The organism is Nonomuraea sp. NPDC001636 (genome assembly GCF_040298265.1).
Lineage (GTDB): Bacteria > Actinomycetota > Actinomycetes > Streptosporangiales > Streptosporangiaceae > Nonomuraea.
Window position 1 is genome coordinate 198568 of the sequence record NZ_JBEOZT010000012.1, and the last position, 19899, is coordinate 218466.

Annotated in this window: 18 protein-coding genes; 7 read left to right on the plus strand and 11 right to left on the minus strand. The window is 73.5% G+C overall.

Annotation, left to right across the window (positions count from 1 at the left end; genetic code table 11):
* Positions 1–103 precede the first annotated feature (103 nt).
* Positions 104–1165 (plus strand): P1 family peptidase, encoded by a 1062-nt coding sequence (locus ABT158_RS23660; RefSeq protein WP_352356688.1) that lies wholly within the window; start codon positions 104–106, stop codon positions 1163–1165.
* Positions 1166–1214: 49 nt separating this feature from the next.
* Here ABT158_RS23660 and ABT158_RS23665 read toward each other — a convergent pair whose 3' ends face one another.
* Positions 1215–2339: an FAD-dependent oxidoreductase gene (locus tag ABT158_RS23665; RefSeq protein ID WP_352356690.1), complete on the minus strand. Its 1125-nt coding sequence runs from the start codon at positions 2337–2339 to the stop codon at positions 1215–1217.
* Between the two features lie 53 nt (positions 2340–2392).
* Here ABT158_RS23665 and ABT158_RS23670 point away from each other — a divergent pair, with 53 nt between their 5' ends.
* The 5 genes from ABT158_RS23670 (at position 2393) to ABT158_RS23690 (ending at position 7466) form a co-directional block, all read left to right on the plus strand.
* On the plus strand, positions 2393–3085 hold the full coding sequence (locus ABT158_RS23670; protein WP_352356692.1) for a TetR/AcrR family transcriptional regulator: 693 nt from the start codon (positions 2393–2395) through the stop codon (positions 3083–3085).
* 80 nt (positions 3086–3165) lie between these two features.
* Positions 3166–4353, plus strand: a complete 1188-nt coding sequence (locus ABT158_RS23675; protein WP_352356694.1) for an MFS transporter — start codon at positions 3166–3168, stop codon at positions 4351–4353.
* Between the two features lie 106 nt (positions 4354–4459).
* Entirely contained in the window at positions 4460–5950 is a 1491-nt protein-coding gene (locus ABT158_RS23680; protein WP_352356696.1) for a DUF1349 domain-containing protein, read from the plus strand.
* Entirely contained in the window at positions 5947–6507 is a 561-nt protein-coding gene (locus ABT158_RS23685) for a GNAT family N-acetyltransferase (protein ID WP_352356698.1), read from the plus strand. Before ABT158_RS23680 ends, ABT158_RS23685 begins: the two co-directional genes overlap by 4 nt.
* A gap of 38 nt (positions 6508–6545) precedes the next feature.
* Positions 6546–7466: an AraC family transcriptional regulator gene (locus ABT158_RS23690; protein ID WP_352356700.1), complete on the plus strand. Its 921-nt coding sequence runs from the start codon at positions 6546–6548 to the stop codon at positions 7464–7466.
* Here the strand turns inward: ABT158_RS23690 and ABT158_RS23695 are convergent.
* From ABT158_RS23695 to ABT158_RS23725, 7 genes are read right to left on the minus strand one after another with little or no spacing between them, the layout of a single operon-like run.
* On the minus strand, positions 7420–9477 hold the full coding sequence (locus tag ABT158_RS23695) for a xanthine dehydrogenase family protein molybdopterin-binding subunit (RefSeq protein ID WP_352356702.1): 2058 nt from the start codon (positions 9475–9477) through the stop codon (positions 7420–7422). The genes ABT158_RS23690 and ABT158_RS23695 overlap by 47 nt on opposite strands.
* The gene (locus ABT158_RS23700; RefSeq protein ID WP_352356704.1) at positions 9474–10433 is read right to left on the minus strand and encodes an FAD binding domain-containing protein; all 960 of its coding nucleotides are present in this window, start codon (positions 10431–10433) and stop codon (positions 9474–9476) included. The genes ABT158_RS23695 and ABT158_RS23700 overlap by 4 nt, the downstream gene beginning before the upstream one ends.
* Positions 10430–10972, minus strand: a complete 543-nt coding sequence (locus tag ABT158_RS23705; RefSeq protein WP_352356706.1) for a (2Fe-2S)-binding protein — start codon at positions 10970–10972, stop codon at positions 10430–10432. Before ABT158_RS23705 ends, ABT158_RS23700 begins: the two co-directional genes overlap by 4 nt.
* A complete protein-coding gene (locus ABT158_RS23710; protein WP_352356708.1) occupies positions 10969–12192 on the minus strand; it encodes a low temperature requirement protein A in 1224 nt (407 codons plus the stop codon). Before ABT158_RS23710 ends, ABT158_RS23705 begins: the two co-directional genes overlap by 4 nt.
* Complete coding sequence (locus tag ABT158_RS23715; protein ID WP_352356710.1) at positions 12193–12804, minus strand: class I SAM-dependent methyltransferase; 612 nt, start codon at positions 12802–12804, stop codon at positions 12193–12195.
* The gene (locus ABT158_RS23720) at positions 12801–13739 is read right to left on the minus strand and encodes an alpha/beta hydrolase (RefSeq protein ID WP_352356712.1); all 939 of its coding nucleotides are present in this window, start codon (positions 13737–13739) and stop codon (positions 12801–12803) included. The genes ABT158_RS23715 and ABT158_RS23720 overlap by 4 nt, the downstream gene beginning before the upstream one ends.
* A 14-nt stretch (positions 13740–13753) precedes the next feature.
* The gene (locus ABT158_RS23725; protein WP_352356714.1) at positions 13754–14059 is read right to left on the minus strand and encodes a putative quinol monooxygenase; all 306 of its coding nucleotides are present in this window, start codon (positions 14057–14059) and stop codon (positions 13754–13756) included.
* A 176-nt stretch (positions 14060–14235) separates the two neighbouring features.
* Between ABT158_RS23725 and ABT158_RS23730 the strand changes: the two genes are divergently transcribed.
* Positions 14236–14799 (plus strand): ferritin-like domain-containing protein, encoded by a 564-nt coding sequence (locus tag ABT158_RS23730; protein ID WP_352356716.1) that lies wholly within the window; start codon positions 14236–14238, stop codon positions 14797–14799.
* Here the strand turns inward: ABT158_RS23730 and ABT158_RS23735 are convergent.
* The 3 genes from ABT158_RS23735 to ABT158_RS23745 all read right to left on the minus strand — a co-directional run bounded on the left by ABT158_RS23735 (position 14759) and on the right by ABT158_RS23745 (position 19893).
* Entirely contained in the window at positions 14759–17518 is a 2760-nt protein-coding gene (locus ABT158_RS23735) for a helix-turn-helix transcriptional regulator (protein ID WP_352356718.1), read from the minus strand. The genes ABT158_RS23730 and ABT158_RS23735 overlap by 41 nt on opposite strands.
* 247 nt (positions 17519–17765) lie before the next feature.
* Positions 17766–18032, minus strand: coding sequence for a helix-turn-helix domain-containing protein (locus tag ABT158_RS23740; protein ID WP_352356798.1), 267 nt, complete (start codon positions 18030–18032; stop codon positions 17766–17768).
* A 697-nt stretch (positions 18033–18729) separates the two neighbouring features.
* Positions 18730–19893 carry a Gfo/Idh/MocA family protein gene (locus ABT158_RS23745; RefSeq protein ID WP_352356720.1) on the minus strand — a complete coding sequence of 388 codons (1164 nt, stop codon included), beginning with the start codon at positions 19891–19893 and terminating at the stop codon, positions 18730–18732.
* Positions 19894–19899 lie beyond the last annotated feature (6 nt).

Consider the following 19899-nt stretch of genomic DNA (forward strand, 5'->3'; position numbering starts at 1 on the left):
GTGACCCTGACCATCTGAGGCTCTGCGAACTCGGACGACGTCCGCGCGCTGACCGTCCGAGGGGCGCATGTCGGCGGAGCGGAGCCTCGACAATGGGAACATTATGGACAATCACCTCACCGCAGCCACGAGGGGACGCGTGCGGGCGCGCGACCTGGGCGTCGTCGTCGGCGCCCTGCCGACCGGGCCGTTGAACGCGATCACCGACGTCGAAGGCGTCCTGGTCGGCCACACCACCCTCGACGACGGCGCCGACCTGCACACCGGGGTCACCGCCGTCGTCCCCCGTCAGCTCACCGCCGAAGGGCGGGCGCTGCCCGCGGCCGTGTACGCCGGCAACGGGTACGGCAAACTGGTCGGCTCCACCCAGATCGACGAGCTCGGCGTGCTGGAGTCGCCCGTCGTGCTGACCGCCACGCTGTCGGCGTTCCGGGCGGCGGACGCGCTGCTCACCTACCTGATGGACCGCAGCCCGGAGGGCATCTCCTTCAACCCGGTCGTGGGCGAGACCAACGACGGCTACCTGTCCGACATCCGGCGCCGCCCGATCACCGAACGGCACGTGCTCGACGCGCTGGAGGGGGCGTCCGGCGGGCTGCCCGCCGAAGGATGCGTGGGGGCGGGCACCGGGACGACGGCGCTGGGCTACAAGGCGGGCATCGGCACCTCGTCCAGGCGGCCGGTGGCCGAGGGGACGGCGGTGACGGCGGTGACGGTCGGGGCGCTCGTCCAGGCGAACTTCGGCGGCGTGCTGACCGTGGGCGGCGTCCCGATGCCGGTCGAGGAGCTCGTCCCGGGGGCCACCGGAGAGGAGCCCGCCGGCAACTCCTGCATGATCGTGGTGGCCACCGACGCGCCGCTCGACGCGCGTCAGCTCGCCCGCCTGGCCCGCCGGGCGATCTTCGCGATGGGCCGCGTCGGGGCGTCGTACTCCCACGGGAGCGGCGACTACGCCATCGCCTTCAGCACCGCGTCGCCGGAGCTCCCGCGCCTGCCCGACGCGGGCCTGAACCCGCTGTTCGCCGCGGTCATGGACGCGGTGGAGGAGGCGCTGCTCAACTCCCTGTTCACCGCGACGACCACCACGGGCGTCCGCGGCCGTACCCGTCACGCCGTTCCGTACGACCGGCTGCCGCGGACCGGCGTGGGAGAGCCGGTCGGCTAGCTGTTCTGTCCCGTGAGGTCGGGCACGCGGCCGGCGGATGGCAAGCCGGTCAGGACGCCTGGATCTCGTCGAAGACGGCGATGGCCGTGGCGGGATCCGGGCCGACGAGACGTTCCAGGCCGTCCGCCGTCATCTTCGCCCACCTGCCGGCCCGTTCCCACATCCGCTCCTCGAAGGCGCGGACGACCTCGTCCGGGTCGCCGGGGCCGGCGGCCAGGGCTTCGGCGAGCTCGGCGCCCTCCAGCATCGCCAGGTTCGCGCCCACCCCCAAGGGCGGCATCAGGTGGGCGGCGTCCCCCAGGAGCGTCACCCCGGGGACGTGGGCCCAGGTGTGGGAGACGGGCAGGACGTAGAGGGGGCGGTCGGCGAACGCGGTGCCGCGGCGCAGCAGGTCGAGCACGGGGTCGGCCCAGCCCTCGAACAGCGCCAGCAGGCGGGACCGCACGGCCTCGACGCCGTCCGGGCCCGTGTCCCCGTCCGCGTGCCGCTCCAGCGGCGCCCGGAACTGGGCGTACACCTTGACGTGGCCGCCGCTGTTGCGCTGGGCGACGAGGGCGCGGTTCACGCCGTAGACGGCCAGGGAACCGTCACCGATCAGCCGGGCGAGGTCCGGGTGGCGGGTGTCGACGTCGTTCAGGGAGGTCTCGACCGCGGTGACGCCGGTGTAGTGCGGCGTCGCGGCGGAGAGCGCCGGGCGGACCCGGGACCAGGCCCCGTCCGCGCCGATCACAAGGTCGAACGTCTCCTGCCGCCCGTCGGCGAAGCGGAGCAGCACGCCGTCCCGCGTGCCCGGCGTCACCTCCGTCACGCCGTGCCCCCACCGGACGTCCAGGGGGCCGAGCAGCAGGTCGCGAAGCTGCCCGCGGTCGATCTCCGGATTGGCCCGGTCGTCCGGACGGGGCCGCCAGTCGCGCAGCACGGTCCCGTCCGGCGCCAGGATGCGCATGGCCTGCCCCTCGGGACGGGACAGCGCCCGGAACTCCGCCAGCAGCCCCGCCTTGTCCAGCGCGCGCTGGCCCATCCCTTCGTGCAGGTCGATCGTGCCGCCCGGAGGACGGGCGTCGGGCGCGGCATCGCGTTCGAAGACGGTGACGGGGTGGCCGTGGCGGTGCAGGACGCGGGCGAAGGTGAGGCCCCCGGGTCCGCCTCCCACGACGGCGATACGATGTCTCATGTCGATACACTGTCTTGCGGCGAGACGGTGTATCGCAACAGTACGATGTATCCATGACTGTGTGGGACCGTCCGGAGCCGCCGACCCGCCCCGCGCCGCTCGACCGGCAGCGGATCGTCGCCGCGGCCGTCGCGCTGGCCGACGAGGGCGGGCTGGAGGCGGTGTCGTTGCGCAAGGTCGCCGCCCGGCTCGACGTCGGCCCGATGCGGCTGTACGGATACATCTCCACCAAGGAGGAGCTGTTCGACCTCATGGTGGACGAGGTCCACGCCGAGATCCTGCCCGACGGGCGGCCCGGCGACTGGCGGGAGGCGTTGCATGGCCACGCGGTGCGCACCAGGCAGGCCGCCCTCCGGCACGAATGGCTGGCCGATCTGCTCGGCGGCCGTCCGAGCTTGGGCCCGAACGCCCTCGCCGTGACCGAACGCACGCTGGCCGCCCTCGACGGCCTCGCCGACCTCGACACCGTCACGCACGCCGTGCAGACCGTCGGCGCGTACACGACCGGCGCGATCAGGCGCGAGATCGCGCAGCTGCGGGCCGAGCGCGCCACGGGCCTGTCCGAGCTCGACTGGCAGCGCGCCTACGGCCCGCACGTGAGCCGGATGCTGGCCACGGGCCGCTACCCCACGCTGGCCAGGTTCGTGCACGACGGCAGGGAGGTGACCGCCGAGGAGTCCTTCGCGACCGGCCTGGAGTGGGTCCTCGACGCCGTGGCCGCCAGACTCGACCGGCCGCCGGCGTGACGCCCCCCGCGCCGCCTCCCGGGCCGCCCGCCACACCGCCCCCCGGGCCGCCTTCCGGGCCGCCCGCCACGCCACCCCCTGTGCCGCCTTCCGGTTCCGCGGCGGCGGCGCCCGCGGCGGCGGGCCGGCGGATGTGGCCGCTGTACGCGGCCGGGTTCACCACCGCGTTCGGCGCGCACGGCATCGCCGCCAACCTCGGCGGGTTCTCCGCGGACGCGGTCACCTCGCTGCTCGTCCTCGGCGGGCTGCTGGCCCTGTACGACGGCGCCGAGGTGCTGCTCAAGCCGCTGTTCGGCAGCCTCGCCGACCGCGTAGGCGCCCGTCCGGTGCTGGTGGGCGGGCTGGTGGCGTTCGCGGTCGCCTCCGGCCTGTACGTCGTCGCCGACAGCCCCGGCTGGTTGTGGGCCGCCCGCCTGGGCCAGGGAGCGGCGGCCTCGGCGTTCTCACCGTCGGCCTCGGCGCTGGTGGCCAGGCTCAACCCGGCCGCCAAGCTCGGCCGGGCCTTCGGCGGCTACGGCTTCTGGAAGTCGATCGGCTACACCCTGGGCCCGCTGCTGGGCGGCGTGCTGGTGTGGGCCGGCGGCCTGCGACTGCTGTTCGCGGTCCTGACCGTGCTGGGCGCGGCGGTCGCCGTGTGGGCCGCGCTGGCCGTGCCCGCGGTGCCGCCGCTGCCCAAGGTCCGCCAGACGGTGCTGGACCTGGCGCGGCGTCTGGCCGATCCGGCCTTCCTCGCGCCGACCGCCGCGCTGGCCGGGGCCACCGCCGCGCTGTCGGTCGGCGTGGGCTTCCTGCCCGTGTCCGGCCGGGCCGCCGAACTGGGCACGGTCGCGACCGGCGCGGCGGTGTCCGTCCTGGCGGCGTGCGCGGCGGTGGTCCAGCCCAGGGCCGGGCGGGCCCTCGACGAAGAGCGTCTGTCGACCCGTACCGGCCTGCTGGGCGGGCTGCTGGTCACCGCGGCCGGGCTGGCCTGCGCCATGCTGCCCGGCCTGGCCGGCATCCTGTCGGCCGCCGTGCTGATCGGGGCCGGGACGGGGCTCATCACCCCGCTCGGTTTCGCCGCCCTCGCCGCCCGCACCCCGGCCGAACGCATGGGCCAGACCATGGGCGCCGCCGAACTGGGCCGGGAGCTGGGCGACGCCGGCGGCCCGTTGCTCGTGGCCGGCGTCGCCACCCTGGCCTCGCTCACCTACGGCTACGCGGCCCTCGCGCTCCTGCTCGCCGCCGGCCCGCTCGTCGCCCTCACCCTGCGCCGCCGTCGCACCCCCTGAAGGACCGCCCCCCTTAGGGCAGCCGCGACACCGGGGCGGTCCGGTGACAGTGGGGTGACAGGCGTCGTTCGGGGCGTGTTAGGCGCCGATCCCTATAACCGATGGCATGTCGATCACCGACCTCCTCCGCCGGGAATGGGCCGCGTTCCGCCGTCCCGGCCGCCTGACCGCCCTGGCCGTCGCGGTCCTCGCCGTCATCGGGCTGGGCCTGTCGTCGGCGTCCGGGAGCCGTTCCTCCTGCGACGGCCCCTGCCCCGCCACCCCCGTGGCCGCCGACGGCTCCGCCGTCGGCGACACGTTCTGGTTCCTGCACCGCGGCCTGGGCCGCCAGGGCGCCATCACGGTCCGGATGACGTCCATGACCGGGACGATCACCTATCCCCCGCCGAACCACGACAGCATCGTCGCCGGTCTGGTGCCCTGGGCGAAGGCCGGGATCATCGTCAAGGACGGCCCCCGCCAGGGCTCCCGTTACGCGGCCCTGGCCATGACCGGCACCCACGGCGTGCGCTTCCAGTACGACTACCGGCACGACGTAGCCGGCAGCCGCGACCGGCTCCCCCGCTGGCTGCGCCTGACCCGCTCCGGCGACACCATCACCGGCGCCGAGTCCGCCGACGGCGACCGCTGGCACACCGTCGGCACGGCGACGCTGGCCGGGCTGCCGGACACCGTGCGGGTCGGCCTGTTCGCCACCTCACCCGGCGACCTCACGCTCCGCGAGACCGGCCTCGGCGGCGCGGTGGAGGAGTCGCGGTTCACCCAGGCCGTCGGCGTCTTCGACCACGTCACCGTCGAGGGCGGCGATGGCGGCTGGGTCAGTGAACCCGTCGGTCAGATGAACCAGACCGACTGGGAGAAGCACCACAATCCCTCCGGAGCCGTGCGGAAGGGCGAGGTCGTCACGGTCAGCGGCACCGGCGACATCGGCCCGCTCGCCGAGGACAGTCCGCGCGTCGTCGAGAACCTCCTGGCCGGGCTGGTGATCGCGCTCGCCGTCGTGCTCGTGGTGGCGGCCCGCCTCGGCTCGCGCACCGCCCGGGAGGCGGTCCCGCGGCGGGGGGTCGCCGCCCGCGCGGCCGTCACCGGGGTGGCGGCCTTCGTGACCGGGCTGGTCGCCGCAGGGGTGGTGCTGCCGGTGGGCGTCGCGATCATGAAGGGCAACGGAGTGCCGGCGCAACCGCTGTCGCTGCTCACCGGCGCGCGGGTGATCGTCGGCGCCGGCCTGGTGCTCGCGCTGAGTGCCGTCCTCGCGTACGGGCTGGGCGTGTGGCTGCGCCGGGCGGCGGTCCTCGTCGCGCTCGCGCTGGTCGCGCTGCCGTACGGCCTGACGGCGTTCCCGCTGCTGCCCGACGCCGTCGCCGGCCGGCTGCTGCGGCTGACCCCGGCGGCGGGCTTCGCCGTGCTGCAGACCCGGGTGGAGTATCCGCAGGTGACCGCCCATTACGCGCCCTCGGCTGGGTACTTCCCGCTGCCCGGGTGGGCGGGGCTCGCCGTGCTGGGCGCGTACGCGGCGGTCGCGACGTGGCGGGCCCTGCGCCGCGGGGCAGAGCCGGGACCGTCCGCGCCGCCCGGTTCTGGCATCATCACCGGATGATCCCCATGACGACCGACCGGCTGCTCCTGCGTCTGCCGGACGACGACGACCTCGCCCCCTTCACCGCCATGAACGCCGATCCCGAGGTCATGCGGTACATCGGCGACGGCTCCGTCCTGCCGCCGGACCCGGAGCGCACGGCGGCGTGGATCGCCCGCGCCCGGCGGGAATGGCAGGAGAGCGGGCACGGCCCGCTCTCCGTCGTCGTGCGCGAGACCGGGCTGACGGCCGGCTGGGTCACCCTGACGGTGCCCGCGTTCCTCCCCGAGATCCTGCCCGCCGTGGAGATCGGCTGGCGGCTCGGACGACCGCACTGGGGCCACGGCTACGCCACCGAGGCGGCCGGACGGTTGCTGCGGTTCGGCTTCGCCGAGTGCGGCCTCGACCGGATCGTCAGCATCCGTCACGTGGACAACCAGCGGTCCCGCCGGGTGATGGACAAGCTCGGCCTGCGGTTCGCGTTCGAGACGGTGGTGCCGGGCCACGGACGGCCGGTCGCCGTGCACGAGATCACCCGAGCCGCCCACGAGGAGCCCCCACCGCTACGCCGGAGGTAGGTGGGCCCGATTGTCGGCGAACCTCCCGCGGTGATTTGATGGGGATCATGGCCCTCGACGAGCTGCGCGACCTCCTGCTCCGCCACGCTCGACCCGATCTCCGCACGCCCATCGAGGACGTCCTGATCTTCAAGGCCGAGCGCCCTCAGCCCCCGACGCCGACGACGTACGGCAAGGTGCTGGCGCTCGTCGCCCAGGGCACGAAACGGTTCGCGCTGGGCGACCGCCTGTACGAGTACCACGAGGGGCAGTACCTCGTCGCCTCGATCGACCTGCCGGTCACCGCCCATTTCGCGAAGGCCGACGCCGAACGACCCGGGCTCGGGGTCGGGCTGACCCTGCGTCCGGCGGCCATCGCGGAGGTGCTGCTGCAGGCGGGCCCGGCCGATCTGCCGGAGCTCGGCGACGACGCGCCGCCCGGGCTGGCGGTCAGCACCGCCTCCGCCGAGCTGCTCGACGCGGTCGTCCGCCTGCTGCGCCTGCTCGACCGGCCCGGCGACATCACCGTCCTCGCGCCGCTGGTCAAACGGGAGATCCTCTGGCGGCTGATCACCGGCGACCAGGGCGCGATCGTGCGCCAGTTCGGGCTTCCCGACAGCAGCCTCAGCCACGTCGCCCGCGCGGTGCAGTGGATCCGCGACCACTACGCGCAGCCCTTCGCCGTCGAGGACGTGGCCAGACTGGCGGGGATGAGCGTCTCGGCCTTCCACCGCAACTTCCACGCCGCCACCGCGATGAGCCCGATCCAGTTCCAGAAGCAGATCCGCCTCCAGCAGGCCCGGCTCCAGCTCGCCGCGGCGCCGGGTGACGTCGCCGCCGTCAGCCGGCGCGTCGGCTACACCAGCCCGTCCCAGTTCAGCCGCGAGTACCGCCGCCAGTTCGGCGCCCCGCCGAGCCAGGACGCCAGGCGCCTCACTCCAGCACGCGATCGAGACGGATCGGCAGGGATCTCTGCCTGACGCCGGTGGCGTGCCAGACGGCGTTCGCGATCGCGGCGGCCGTGCCGACGTTGCCGATCTCGCCGGCGCCCTTGACGCCCATGGGGATGCCGGGCTCGTGGTCGGGCACGAAGTCGGCCTCGATGTCGGGCACGTCGGCGTGCGCGGCGATGTGGTAGCCGGCGAAGTCCGCGTTGACGTGCCGGCCGGAGACCGGATCGCGCAGGCCCTCTTCGTGCAACGCCATGGAGAGCCCGCCGATCATTCCGCCGACGACCTGGCTGCGGGCCATGAGCGGGTTGACCACTCGGCCCACCGCGAACATCCCGAGCAGCCGCCGCACCCGCACCTCGCCCGTCATCGGATCGACGGTCACCTCGGTGAACACGGCGCTGAAGGCGTGCCGTTCCAGGGACGGCAATCCGCCGAGCGAGCTCGTGGTGTCGGCCGTGACCGTCCCGCGGCGGCCCTGGCCGCGTAGCTTCTCCGCGGCCTCGATGATCGCCCAGCCCCAGGACGTCGTCCCCCGGGAACCGCCCGCGCCCCACGCGGGACCGAGGCCGCTGTCGGAGATCCGGAGCCGGATCCGGTCCGTGCCGACCGCCAGGGCGTCGGCGGCGATCGCGGTCAGCGCGGTGCGCGCGCCGGTGCCGAGGTCGGTGGCGCCGACGGCGACCGTGAAGGTCCCGTCCGCCTCGGTGGTGATCGTGGCCGAGGAGGGGAAGGCCCCGGCGCTGAAGGACGTGGCGGCCAGCCCCGTGCCGACCAGCAGAGGCCCCTCCCGCCTCGTCCTCGGCCGATGATCGCGGGTGTCCCAGCCGAACCTGCGGGCGCCTTCGCGCAGGCACGCGACCAGATTGCGGCTGCTGAACGGCAGGCCGGACACGGGACCGGCCACCGGCTCGTTGCGCAGCCGCAGTTCCAGCGGATCCATGCCCAGCCGCTCGGCCAGCTCGTCCATGGCCGATTCGAGGGCGAACGACCCGGGCGCGGCGCCCGGTCCCCGCATCGAGTACGGCGGCAGGATGTCGAGCGGCACCGCGCTGAGCCGGGTTCGGATCGCGCGCGCCGCGTAGAGCGTCTTGGTGAGCTCGGTGCAGCCCTCCAGGTACTCCACCAGCGGCGAGATCTCGAACGCCGCCTCGTGGTGGATCGCCCGCAGCCCACCGTCCGCGTCGGCGCCGATCCGGATCAGCTGGTCGGTCGCGGGCCGCATCGCGGTCGCCAGGAACACCTGGGCACGGGTGAGCGTGACCCGCACCGGCCGGCCGAACAGCCGCGCGGCCATCGCGGCCAGGATCAGCTGCGGACCGCAGAGTCCCTTGGAGCCGAAGCCGCCGCCGACGTGCTCGGTGCGGACGCGTACCAGGTCCGGGCTCAAGGAGAACAGCGTGGCCAGGGTGCGGGCCACGGAGAACGGTCCCTGGTTGGAGTCGATCGCCTCCAGGTGCTCTCCCTCCCACCACGCGGTCGCCGAGTGCGGCTCCATGGCGCTGCAGTGTTCCTCGGGGGTGCGGTAGCGCTCCTCGACCACCACCCGCGACGCGGCGAGCTCCGCCGCCACGTCGCCGACGTCCACGGGCTCGTCGAAGATCGTCACCGCCGGGCGGCTCGCCGGGTGGTCGGCGGTGAAGGCCGTGTCGTGCGGCTCCTCGTCGTAGATCACCGGCAGCGCCTCGGCCGCCGCCCGGGCCTGTTCGAGTGTCTCGGCCACGACGAGCGCGACGGGCCGGCCGGCGAAGGGGATCACCTCGTCCTGCAACAGCTGCAACTGGCCGTCCGGGCCGAAGAAGCCGCCCGCCGCCGGATCGAGCCGAGGCGCGTTCCGGTGGTCGATCACACCCAGCACGCCGGGCATGCCCTGGACGGCGCAGACGCCGACGTCCCTGACGCGGCCCCGCGACACGGTGGCCAGGACGACCACGCCGAAGGCCAGGCCCGGCACCGGCACGTCGGCGGCGTAAAGGGCGGCGCCGGTGACCTTGGCCCGGCCCTCGATCCGCGGCCGCGCCGCCCCGACCGCGTTCGTCATGGCAGGAGCTCCTTCAGGACGGTCTCGATGAGGTTGGCGGCCAGCCGCACCTTGTAACCGTTGCCGGGCAGCGGTTCGGCGGCGGCCAGTTCGGCGTCCGCGGCGGCACGGAACGCGCCGGGCGTGCGGGGAGCGTCCGACAGGAAAGCCTCGGCGGTGCGGGCGCGCCAGGGCCGCGAGGCGACCCCGCCGAGAGCGATGCGCACCGAGCCGTCGTCCGGGTCGAGCGCCGCCGCGACGGAGACCGTGGCGAAGGCGTAGGACGCGCGCTCGCGGACCTTCCGGTAGCGCGAGCGCGGGGACACCGCGCTCCCGGGCAGGGCCACCGCGGTGATCAACGCGCCCGGCGGCAGCGCCGTCTCGCGGTCCGGCGTGTCCCCGACCGGCGGGTAGAAGTCCGCCAGTGGGAGCTCCCCGGGGCCGTCGAGCGTCTCGTAACGCACGACCGCGTCGAACGCCAGCATCGCGACCGCCATGTCGGAGGGATGGGTGGCCACGCAGCTCGGCGTCCAGCCGAGGACGGCGTGGTTGTGGTGCTCCCCGGCGATCGCGGGACAGCCGGCGCCGGGGACCCGCTTGTTGCACGCCTGCGCGGCGAAGTAGGCGCACCGGGTCCGCTGGAGCAGGTTGCCGCCCACCGTGGCCATGTTGCGCAGCTGGCCGGACGCGCCGGCCAGCACCGCCTGGCTCAGCGCCGGGTAGCGCCGCCGCACCTCGGGGTGGGCGGCGAGGTCGCTGTTGGTCGTCGTGGCGCCGACGACCAGCCCGCCGTCCGGCGCCTCGGCGACGCCGGCGAGCGGCAGCCGCCGTATGTCGACCAGCCTCGTGGGAGCCTCCACCCCGGCCTTCATCAGATCGACGAGATTGGTGCCGCCGCCCAGGTACCGGGCGCCGCCGCCGGCCGCGATCAACGCTTGACGGACGTCCGTCGCGCGTTCGTAGGCGAACTCCCTCATCCCGCGATCTCCTTCCGGGCAGCCGTCTCCAGCACGGCCCGGACGATGGACGGGTAGGCGCCGCAGCGGCACAGGTTGCCGCTCATCCGCTCCCGCACCTCCGCCGCGTCCAGCACCGGCGCCGGGCCGTCCGGGGACACGTCGGCGGTGACCGCGCTGGGCCAGCCCGCCGCGTGTTCGGCCAGCATCCCGGCCGCCGAGCAGAGCTGCCCGGACGTGCAGTATCCGCACTGGAAGCCGTCGAGCCCGATGAACGCCCGCTGCAGCGGCAGCAGCTCCCCGTCACCGGCCAGCCCTTCGACGGTCGTGACCTCGGCGTCCTCGGCGGCCACCGCCAGCGTCAGGCAGGAGACCACCCGCCGGCCGTCGAGGAGCACGGTGCACGCGCCGCACTGGCCGTGGTCGCAGCCCTTCTTGGGGCCGGTGTGGCCGACGTCCTCGCGCAGCGCGTCCAGCAGCGTCGTGCGGTTGTCGACGTCCAGCCGGTGCGGCACGCCGTTGACCTGGAGCGAGATCACGCTGCGGTGATGGTTCGTCATCGTCCTCCCTCTCTCGGGGCTACGTAATCAGTCCCGTGCCGGGCGGACGATCCCCGAAGCTCGCGCGTCCTTGCCCATTCCTGCTCACGAGGCGGGCGGCTCTCGGCGGCGATCAGCGCGGCCAGGACGGCCACCACGACGACCGGCCCGACCGGCGGCGGGAGGACCGCGGCGACCGGCGCGGCGGCAAGGACGACGCAGGCCGCGGCCGCCCGCCGGCGGCCGAGCGTGCGGTGCGTCCGGAGCCTGAACAGCAGATGTCCCACGAGGTAGAGCGCGACACCGCCATGGAGCGCGAGCGCGGAGAACACACCCAAGGGCGCACCCTCGCCGGCGTGCGCGACCACGCCCTCGACACCCAGAGCGGTGAGCAGGATCCCGGCGATCATGGGGAAGTGCCCGTAGGTGTAGGCCTCGACGGCCAGCATGACCTGCTCCTCGCCGCGTACGCCGCGCAGCCTGCGCTCGGCCGCGCCCGCCACCACGTCGAAGTAGAGCCACCACAGGCACACCGCGACGGCGATGCCGAGGACGGCCGCCAGCAGCAGCCCCGCGCTGACCGGCCGTCCCGCGGCGCCGGCGCCGACGGCGACGACCGACTCGCCGATGGCCAGGATCAGGAACAACCCGTGCCGCTCGGTCAGGTGCGCCGGGCTGCGCAGCCGCCAGTGACCGTTCCTGGCCGTGAGGTAGATGCCCGCCCAGTCCACCACCAGGGCGACCGCGAACAGCAGCACCTGCGTCCAGCTCCCCAGCGCCGTCCCGGACACCAGGAGCGCCGCGCTCGCCGTCATGGGCAGCCAGGTGATGGCGATCTGACGGCGCAGCCCGGTGTCGCCGTCCGCGGCCACGGCGAAGACCACGAGATGCACCCACCGGACCACCAGGTAGGCGCCCACCAGCACGAAGGCGCCCGGCCCGGCGGCCCACGCCTCCGGGATGGTGAGGCCGACCACGAACATCGCCGCCATCGCGACGACCATCCCGCCCCGCAGCAGACCGCCGTCCGCCCGGGAATGGTTGCCCAGCCAGGTGTAGCCGGACCAGGTGCCCCACAGCAGCGCCAGCATCAGCAGCCCCCGGAACACGCCGTCGGCGTCGCGCTCGCGGGCCATGGAGCCGGTGAGCTGCGTGATCGCGAAGACGTAGACGAGGTCGAAGAACAACTCGAAGGGCGTCGCCCGGTGGTCCTCGCCGACCGGCGAAGTCTTCTGCCGCATCTAATCGAGGGCCAGGGCCGGGACACGGGGCCGGCGGCAGAAGTAGACGAACGCGGGCGGCACGTTGGCCCACACCGTCCGGCTGACCACGACCTCGTCGAACAGCCCGTCCAGGGACCGCCGTAACCGTCGCGCCGGCGGCGTCCACCGTGTGTGCGCGTAGGCGAACGTGGTGAACGCACCGTGCGGGGCGAGGGCGCCGGTGAGGGCGTCGAGCAGGTCGTGCTGGCGGTCAGCGGTGAACGCCGCCCAGGGCAGTCCGCTCACGATGACGTCCGCGCGGTGGTGGCCGCGCGCCGCGAGCACCTCGCCCAGGTCGCGGGCGTCGGCCACGGCGACGTCGATCCGCGGGTACCGGGTGGCGAGACGCCGCGCGAACCGCTCGTTGACCTCGACGGCCAGGTGACGGCCACGGCCGCCGAGCCGGCGCTGGATCGCCGCGGTGAACGCGCCCGTGCCCGGACCGACCTCGACGACCAGAGGGTCACCGTCACGTGTGACAGGCGAGGTGATCAGGTCGGCCAGCGGCTCGCCGCTCGGCGCGACCGCGCCGACCGTGAAGGGGGCGCGCGCGAACTCGTGCAGGAACGCGGCGCGGTCGGGGGCGCTCACCGGACGGCTCCGGAAGACGTGCCCAGCACCCGGGCGAGCCAGTCGTTCCTGGCACGCCGGGCCGCGACCGAGATCCGGGCCTCGGGGCACAGGGCGTCGAAGCCGTGAAAGCCGCCCGCCCAGACGTGCAGCTCCGCCTGGCCGCCGGCGGCCCAGATCCGGGTGGCGAACGCGACGTCCTCGTCACGGAACACCTCGGCCGTCCCTGCGTCGAGGTACGTGGTCGGCAGGCCGGACAGGTCGTCGGCGATCGCGGGCGACAGGTAGCCGGACACCTCGCCGCCGCCGATGAGCGACCGCCAGCCGAACGCGTTCATCTCGCGGGTCCAGACCCCGGGCGCGCCGGAGTACTGGCGGCTGGAGGCGGTGTCGTTGCGGTGATCGAGCATGGGACAGATCAGCACCTGCGCGGCGATCGGCGGCCCGCCCCGGTCACGGGCCATCAGGGTGAGCCCGGCGGCCAGGCCACCGCCGGCGCTGACCCCCGCCACGACGATCCGGCTCGGGTCGATGCCCAGCTCAGCGGCGTGCTCGGCGACCCAGAGCAGGCCCTGGTAACAGTCCTCGACCGGGATCGTGCCGGTGGCCTCCGGCGCCAGCCGGTACTCCACGGAGACGACGGCGGCGCCGAACAGGTCGAGCCAGTCCAGGGGGATGTCGATCTGCGAGAAGCGGTCTCCCATGACCATGCCGCCGCCGTGGACCCAGTAGACGCACGGGGCCGGCGCGTGATCGGTCCTGGCCGGGGTGAAGATCGACATGGGGACGGGCGCGGTGATCTCGCGGTGGCCGGCGGCGCGGCCCTGGAGGATGACGTCGATTGGCGTGGACGGCAGCCCGCGCAGCTCGGCGAGCACCTCCGCGTCGAGCTCGGGCATGGGAGGCAGGCCGGCGAGGAACGCGCGCAGTTCGGGGTCGAGGCCGGGACGGGGCATGGTGGTCTCCTCGTTCACAGGGCGGCCTTGCCGCCGACCGGAATCTCGTCGGCGTACCGCGGCTGCCCGGCCAGCAGCGGCTGGAGGGCCGCGGCGAACGTCTGGGCCTGCTCGGTCGCGAAGAACCGGGCGTGGGCCTCCTGGCTGACCCAGCCCTCGGTGACGTGAACGGTGTCCGGATCGCCGGCCGAGCGGCCGACCAGGAAGACACGGCAGTCGTCGTTCGGCAGGGACGGCGCGTCGAGCAGGGCGGCGACCAGGTCGTCGCCCCGGCCCGGTTGCGCGGTCATGGCGGCGTGGAAGCCGTGGCCGATGGTCATGGGATCACTCCTCACGGGTGGATCTGTCGCAGCCCACTGTGGGCGCCGCCCGGCCGGCGCCACATCAGTCATCCGACTCCCGCCTTGCGCGCCCATGGCGGCCGATGACCTAACCGCTGATGCGGTTAGGTCATTTGACAGATGCGCGGTCCGGGCGTGTGCCCGACCATCGACACGTGACGAGTCCTCCAGAGCCGCCGGCCGTCCTGCGCATGCGGGAGGTCCGGGACCGGGCGCTGTTCGACCCGGACGACGGTGCGGTCACGCCGTCGAACCGGGCCGAGCTCAAAGCGGTCGCACACCTGCTGAACGTGCTGCTGGCCAGCCTGGTGGTGTCCTCGTTGCAGTACGAGCAGCACGCCCTGCTCGTCCGCGGGCCGTCACACCGGCCGGTCGCGCAGTTCCTCCACGGCTGCGCCGACCGTGACCGCGCCGGCGCGCGGCTGCTCGCGACCCGCATCGCCCAGCTCGGGTTCGCCGCCGACCACGACCCACGGCACCTGCCGGCGCGCTCGCGCATCACCTTCCAGACGTTCCCAGACGGCGATCTGACCGGCATCGTGACGCAGGACCTCGTCGGGGCGCGGATCCTCGTCCAGTCGTTGCAGGAGGCGGTGCGCTGGGTCGGGGCCGACGACCCCACCACCCGGCGCCTGCTGGAGCGGCTGCTGGAGGAGAAGGAGGCGCAGGCCGACGAGCTCAGCGCGGGGCTTCGGAATCCGGTGCGAGAGCATCCCTGAGCCCGGCGCGGGAGGCGACGCCGAGCTTGGGGAAGATGCGGTACAGGTGCGCGCCCACCGTCCGGTGCGAGAGGTACAGCCGCTCGGCGATCTGTTTGTTGGTCAGGCCGCTCGCCGCCAGCTCGGCGATCTGCAACTCCTGCGCGGTCAGGGCGGCCGGGCCGCCTGCCGAGGTCTCGGCCGTCCGGTGTCCGGCGGCGTGCAGCTCGTTCCGTGCACGCTCGACCCATGGCCCGGCGGCCATCGCGGCGAAGCCGTCGCGGGCGATGAGCAGATGCCGGCGCGCCTGCGCCGCCGACCTGTCCCGGCGCAGCCTCTCGCCGAGGACGAGCCGGACGCGGGAGGCGTCCCACAGCCACCGTTCCGCCACGTGGCCCGACAGCAGCGACTCCAGCCGCGCCCTCGTCTCCTCGTCGTCGGACACGAGGAACTCCGCCGCCGCCTGGATCAGCGTCATCCGGGTGGACAACGCGGCCACGTCGGCGGCCCGCATCGCCTCGACGTGCGCCCTGGCCTCGACCATCCGCCCGGTCCGCACCGCCGCCTCGACGAGGTCGAGCATGACCCACGTGCAGTGAGGCACGTACGCGGCGAGCGTGCCGGGCGGGCTCATCGCGGCGGCGTGGTGGAAGGCCGCGCCGAAGTCGCCCTGTCCCAGCGCCGCCAGGGCACGCGGATGCTGGGCGAACAGCGCCGCGGCCGTCACACCGCGTGGGAGCGCCCAATGGGTGATCTCGTCGGCGAGCGCGTACGCCTCCTCGTAGCGTCCCCGTCCGGCGGCGAGGATCGCCCTGTTGTACCGGAAGTACCACGCGAAGAAGGAGAAACCGCTGGTCTCGCAGACCTGCCGGCCCTCACCGGCCAGCTCCTCGGCCTCGTCCCATCGGCCGACGAGGAAGTCGTCCAGGCACAGGTGCATGAGGGCGCCGAGGTGCCGCCGGGGCGCGCCTCCGTCCCGTCCCTGCTGGACCAGCCGCCACGAGGACTCGCGGCAGTCCCCCAGCCGGTCCAGATAGACCGAGGCCGTGCCGACCCGCACGATCCGCGTGGGGTCGGTCTCGTCCGCCATGGTGTCGAGGATGCGCCGGCTGCTCGCCAGCGCCGACGCCCCCGTGCGGACCGGGTCCGGGAAGGTCCTGCTCGCCAGCGACAACACGTCGGGCGGTCGCGGCTCCAACCGCTCCAACACCCGGTAGAACGGCTCCCAGTATTCCGGAGCGCTGCCGTACCAGGACAACAGCATCAACGTGTGCATGGCCTCGACGAGCGCGGGATCCTCCGCCCGGTAGCCGTGCTCGGCGGTCTCGATGGCGCCGAGCAGGAGCCGGTGGGCGGTGGCGACGTCGCCGTCCCCGTTGAGCATCAGGAACGCGGCCGCGTTGGCCGCGTGCAGCGAGCCGGTGGAATCCGGAGCCGCCCGCCGCGCGTCGGTCAGGAGCGTCTTCGCGTCGTCGATGGCCCCGCTCGCCTCGGCGCCGATGTACGCGGCCTCGGACAGCCGACGCCCCCGATCGGCGCTCGTCACGCTCAACTCGGCCGCCCGGATCAGCGCGGCGACCGCGGCCAACGCGTCACCGCGCAGCATGATGCGATGCGCCGAGCCCTCCAGCAGCGCCGCCACCGTCTCGTCCGGGCCGACGGCGGCCGCGGCCAGGTGCCACGCACGACGTTCCTGGTCACCCGGCAGGGCGCCGGCGAGGGCGACATGCGCGGTCCGGCGCTCTTCGTGCGTGGACCCCGCCACGATCGCGGACCTGATCAGCGGGTGCCGGAACGCGATTCGCGCCGTGGCGTCGTCCACGCGTACCAGCTGCGCCCGCTCGGCGGGGGCGAGGTCGGCCAGCCCGGCCTCGTCCGCCGAGGCAGCTCTGAGCACCCGGACGTCGCCGGTGCCCTCGAACGCGGCCAGTAACAGCATTCTCCGGGTCGATGCCGGCAGATCGGCGATCCGGGCGGCGAACATCGCCTGGAGCCGGTCGCTGAGCGGGACCACCTCCGAGTGCGCCACCGCGGGATGCGTCGCGCCCAGCAACGTCGAGGGCAGTTCCGTCAAGGCCAGCGGATTGCCCTGTGCCAGATCGAGCAGCCGGTTCCTGATCCGTACCGGCATGTCCGGGAAGTGCACGTCGACCAGTTGCCCTGCCGCCGCTCGATCCAGGGGCTGGACGGCCATCTCGGTCAACCCGCGCGGCGCCGCGGAGCTGACTGCGCCCGTCCTGGCGGAGAACAGCAGCGCGGCCCCGACCCCCTGCAGCCGGCGGGCGACGAATCCCAGCACGACGGCGCTGGCCCGGTCGATCCATTGAACGTCGTCCACCAGAAGGGCGAGCGGTGTCTCAGCGGCGACCCTCTTGGCGAGCAGGAGCGCGGCGTTGCAGACCAGGAGCGCGTCTGTGGGCGCGCCGACGCCGAACCCCAGCGCCACCGACAATGCCTCTCGAAGCTGCGGCGGCAGGTGCTGGATGTCGGCTTCGACCGGCAGGAGCAGCTGATTGAGGCAGGAGTAACTGACGTCGGCCTCGAACTCGGACCCCGACGCTCGCAGCACGCGCATCCCCGCCGTGACTGCCAGCTCGGCCGCGGCGGCCATGAGAGCGGACTTGCCGATGCCGGGGTCACCCCACATCAGCCGCGCGTCGCCATGCCGCCGAGCCGCGTCGAGAAAGCCGGACAGCTGTTCGAGCTCGGCACGGCGGCCGAACAGTGCATGACTGGCCACGGATACCTCACTGCGTCGGTCAGTGCCTCACCACTTCCGGATGCGGGCTGCTGCGAGCATAGCCGTCACGTGATCACCCTCAGGCGCTGCTTCCGCCTCTCCTCTGAGGAGAGCGGGATTGAGCAAAAGATCGCCACTATCGAGCAAATCCGCCGCGCCTCACCCCTATGAGGGCTCCACCGTAATCGGGGGGGTGTGGCCTGGTCAGCGCAGTAGAAGACCAGGCCGCAGGGGGCGAGGCCGGCCGCTAGATTCCGGCGGTGCGCCCGCGTTCGTGTTCGGCGTTGATCCGCAGCGCCTCGGCGAGCTGGTCTTCCAGGATGATGATCCGGCAGGCCGCCTCCACCGGAGTGCCCTGATCGACGAGCTCTCGGGCACGCGTGGCCAAGCGCAGTTGGTAACGGGAGTAGCGGCGGTGGCCGCCGCTGGAGCGTTTCGGCTCGATCAGACGGGCGGCGCCCAGGGCCCGCAGGAACGTGGGGGTGACGCCGAGCATTTCGGCGGCCGCGCCCATGCTGTAGGCGGGGTAGTCCTCATCGTCGAACCGCTCTTCGGCCGTGCATTCGGCCGTCGTTTTCGTGATCCTGCCGCGAGCCGGTGTGTCACCCTCGGCAGCCGAGCGACGTTGATCCATGTATTCCCTTCTCGTCACGCGAACAGGGGGCCCCGGCGCCTGTTGCGCCGGGGCCCCGAAAGAGTTCAACACCATCTACCGGCCATCCGGCCGGCTTACTGTTGTGCGCATCCGCCGCAGAGAGCGGCGGTGATGCGCGGATCGCGGATGCGTGACCGTAGACCACCTTCCAATCCCGTGGAACTGCGGTACCCGAGCGGCGGAACTTCAGCCGGCAACGGGCGATCCCGATGGCGTCAACACTCCCTTCATCTTTCTCTTCCGGACCACTTGCCAACTTCATCTTCGGCAGCGCGTCCACGATCAGGGCCCTAATTACTGCGCTGGCCCGTCACGTCGACCTTCTGCCGTCAACCTCTGACTTCATCTTGCTGCGGGCAGTTCGTCGTGATGCCTAGGAACTACTTCGCTGCCCGGTGGATCCGTTCCTTGCGATGTCAGAAACAATAATGCCCACACTCGCGAATGTCTACCACCGCCACTACAGATTTTCAGCTCCGAGCATGGCAGCCTTCCGGCCGGGCCGGCACCGGCCCGGCGTCTCGGACGGCGAGGCCGACCCGCTGCCCGAAGGCTTCTAGGTCGCGAAATAGGCTGCGACCTCGGGGCGGACCGGTGGCACCGCGCGCGGCGTGGATCCCGAGCGGAGCGACAGGGTCGCGTGGTAGGCCGCCGCGACGGCGTCGCGCGCGGCCACCGGTGAGGTGTCGGTGCTCCCGCCCTCCCTGGCGAAGCGGAGGAACTCCGTCATCAGCGCCCGGTCGGCCCCGCCGTGCCCGCCCTCGGCCTCGGGCACGGCGGGCACGGTGACGACCAGGTCGCCGTCGGCGTCGTAGTCGCGCCGCCGCTTGTTCCACACCCGCACGACGCCGGTGCCCCGGTGGTCGCCGAAGTTCTCCAGCCGGCCCTCGGTGCCGATCACCGTGTAGTTGCGCCAGTAGTCGGGCGTGTAGTGGCACTGCTGGTAGCTGGCCTGCACCCCGTTGTCCAGGCGCATCAGGACCATCGACAGGTCCTCCACGTCGATGACCGGGTTGAGGCCGCGCTGGCTGAGTGGCGGCCAGTTGCGTCCGGGGTCGAACCAGTGCTCGTCCAGGCCGGGCGAACGGTCCTCGACGCGGTCGTAGACGCCCAGGGCGCCCATGGCCGTCACCAGGCCGGTGCGCGAACCGGCCAGCCAGTGGATGACGTCGAGGTCGTGGGCGCCCTTCTGCAGCAGCAGGCCCGTGGTGCAGCGGCGGTCGGCGTGCCAGTCCTTGAAGTAGTAGTCGCCGCCGTGGCCGACGAAGTGGCGGCACCAGACGGCCGTCACCTCCCCGATCGCGCCCCGCCCGATCAGTGAGCGCATCTCGCGGACGACCGGCATGTGCCGCATGTTGTGGCCGACGTACAGCCGGGCGGCGTGGGCACGGGCTGCCTCCAGGACGCGGTCGGCGTCCTCCACGGTGGTGGCCAGCGGCTTCTCCACGAACGTGGGCAGGCCCGCGCCCAGGACGGCGATCGCGTGCTCGGCGTGCAGGTGGTCGGGGGTGGCCACGATGACGGCGTCCGCGTCGAGCGCCTCCTCCAGGCGGGTCGTGGTGCGCACGTCGTCGCCGAACAGGGTCCTGGCGTGCGCGAGGCGGGCCGGGTCGAGGTCGCAGACGGCGGTGATCCGGGCGCCCCGGCCGGGACGGTGCGCCTCTCGGGCGATGCTGACCCGCTGGCCCGCGCCGATCACGGCGATGCGGAGGTCGCTCACGACGGA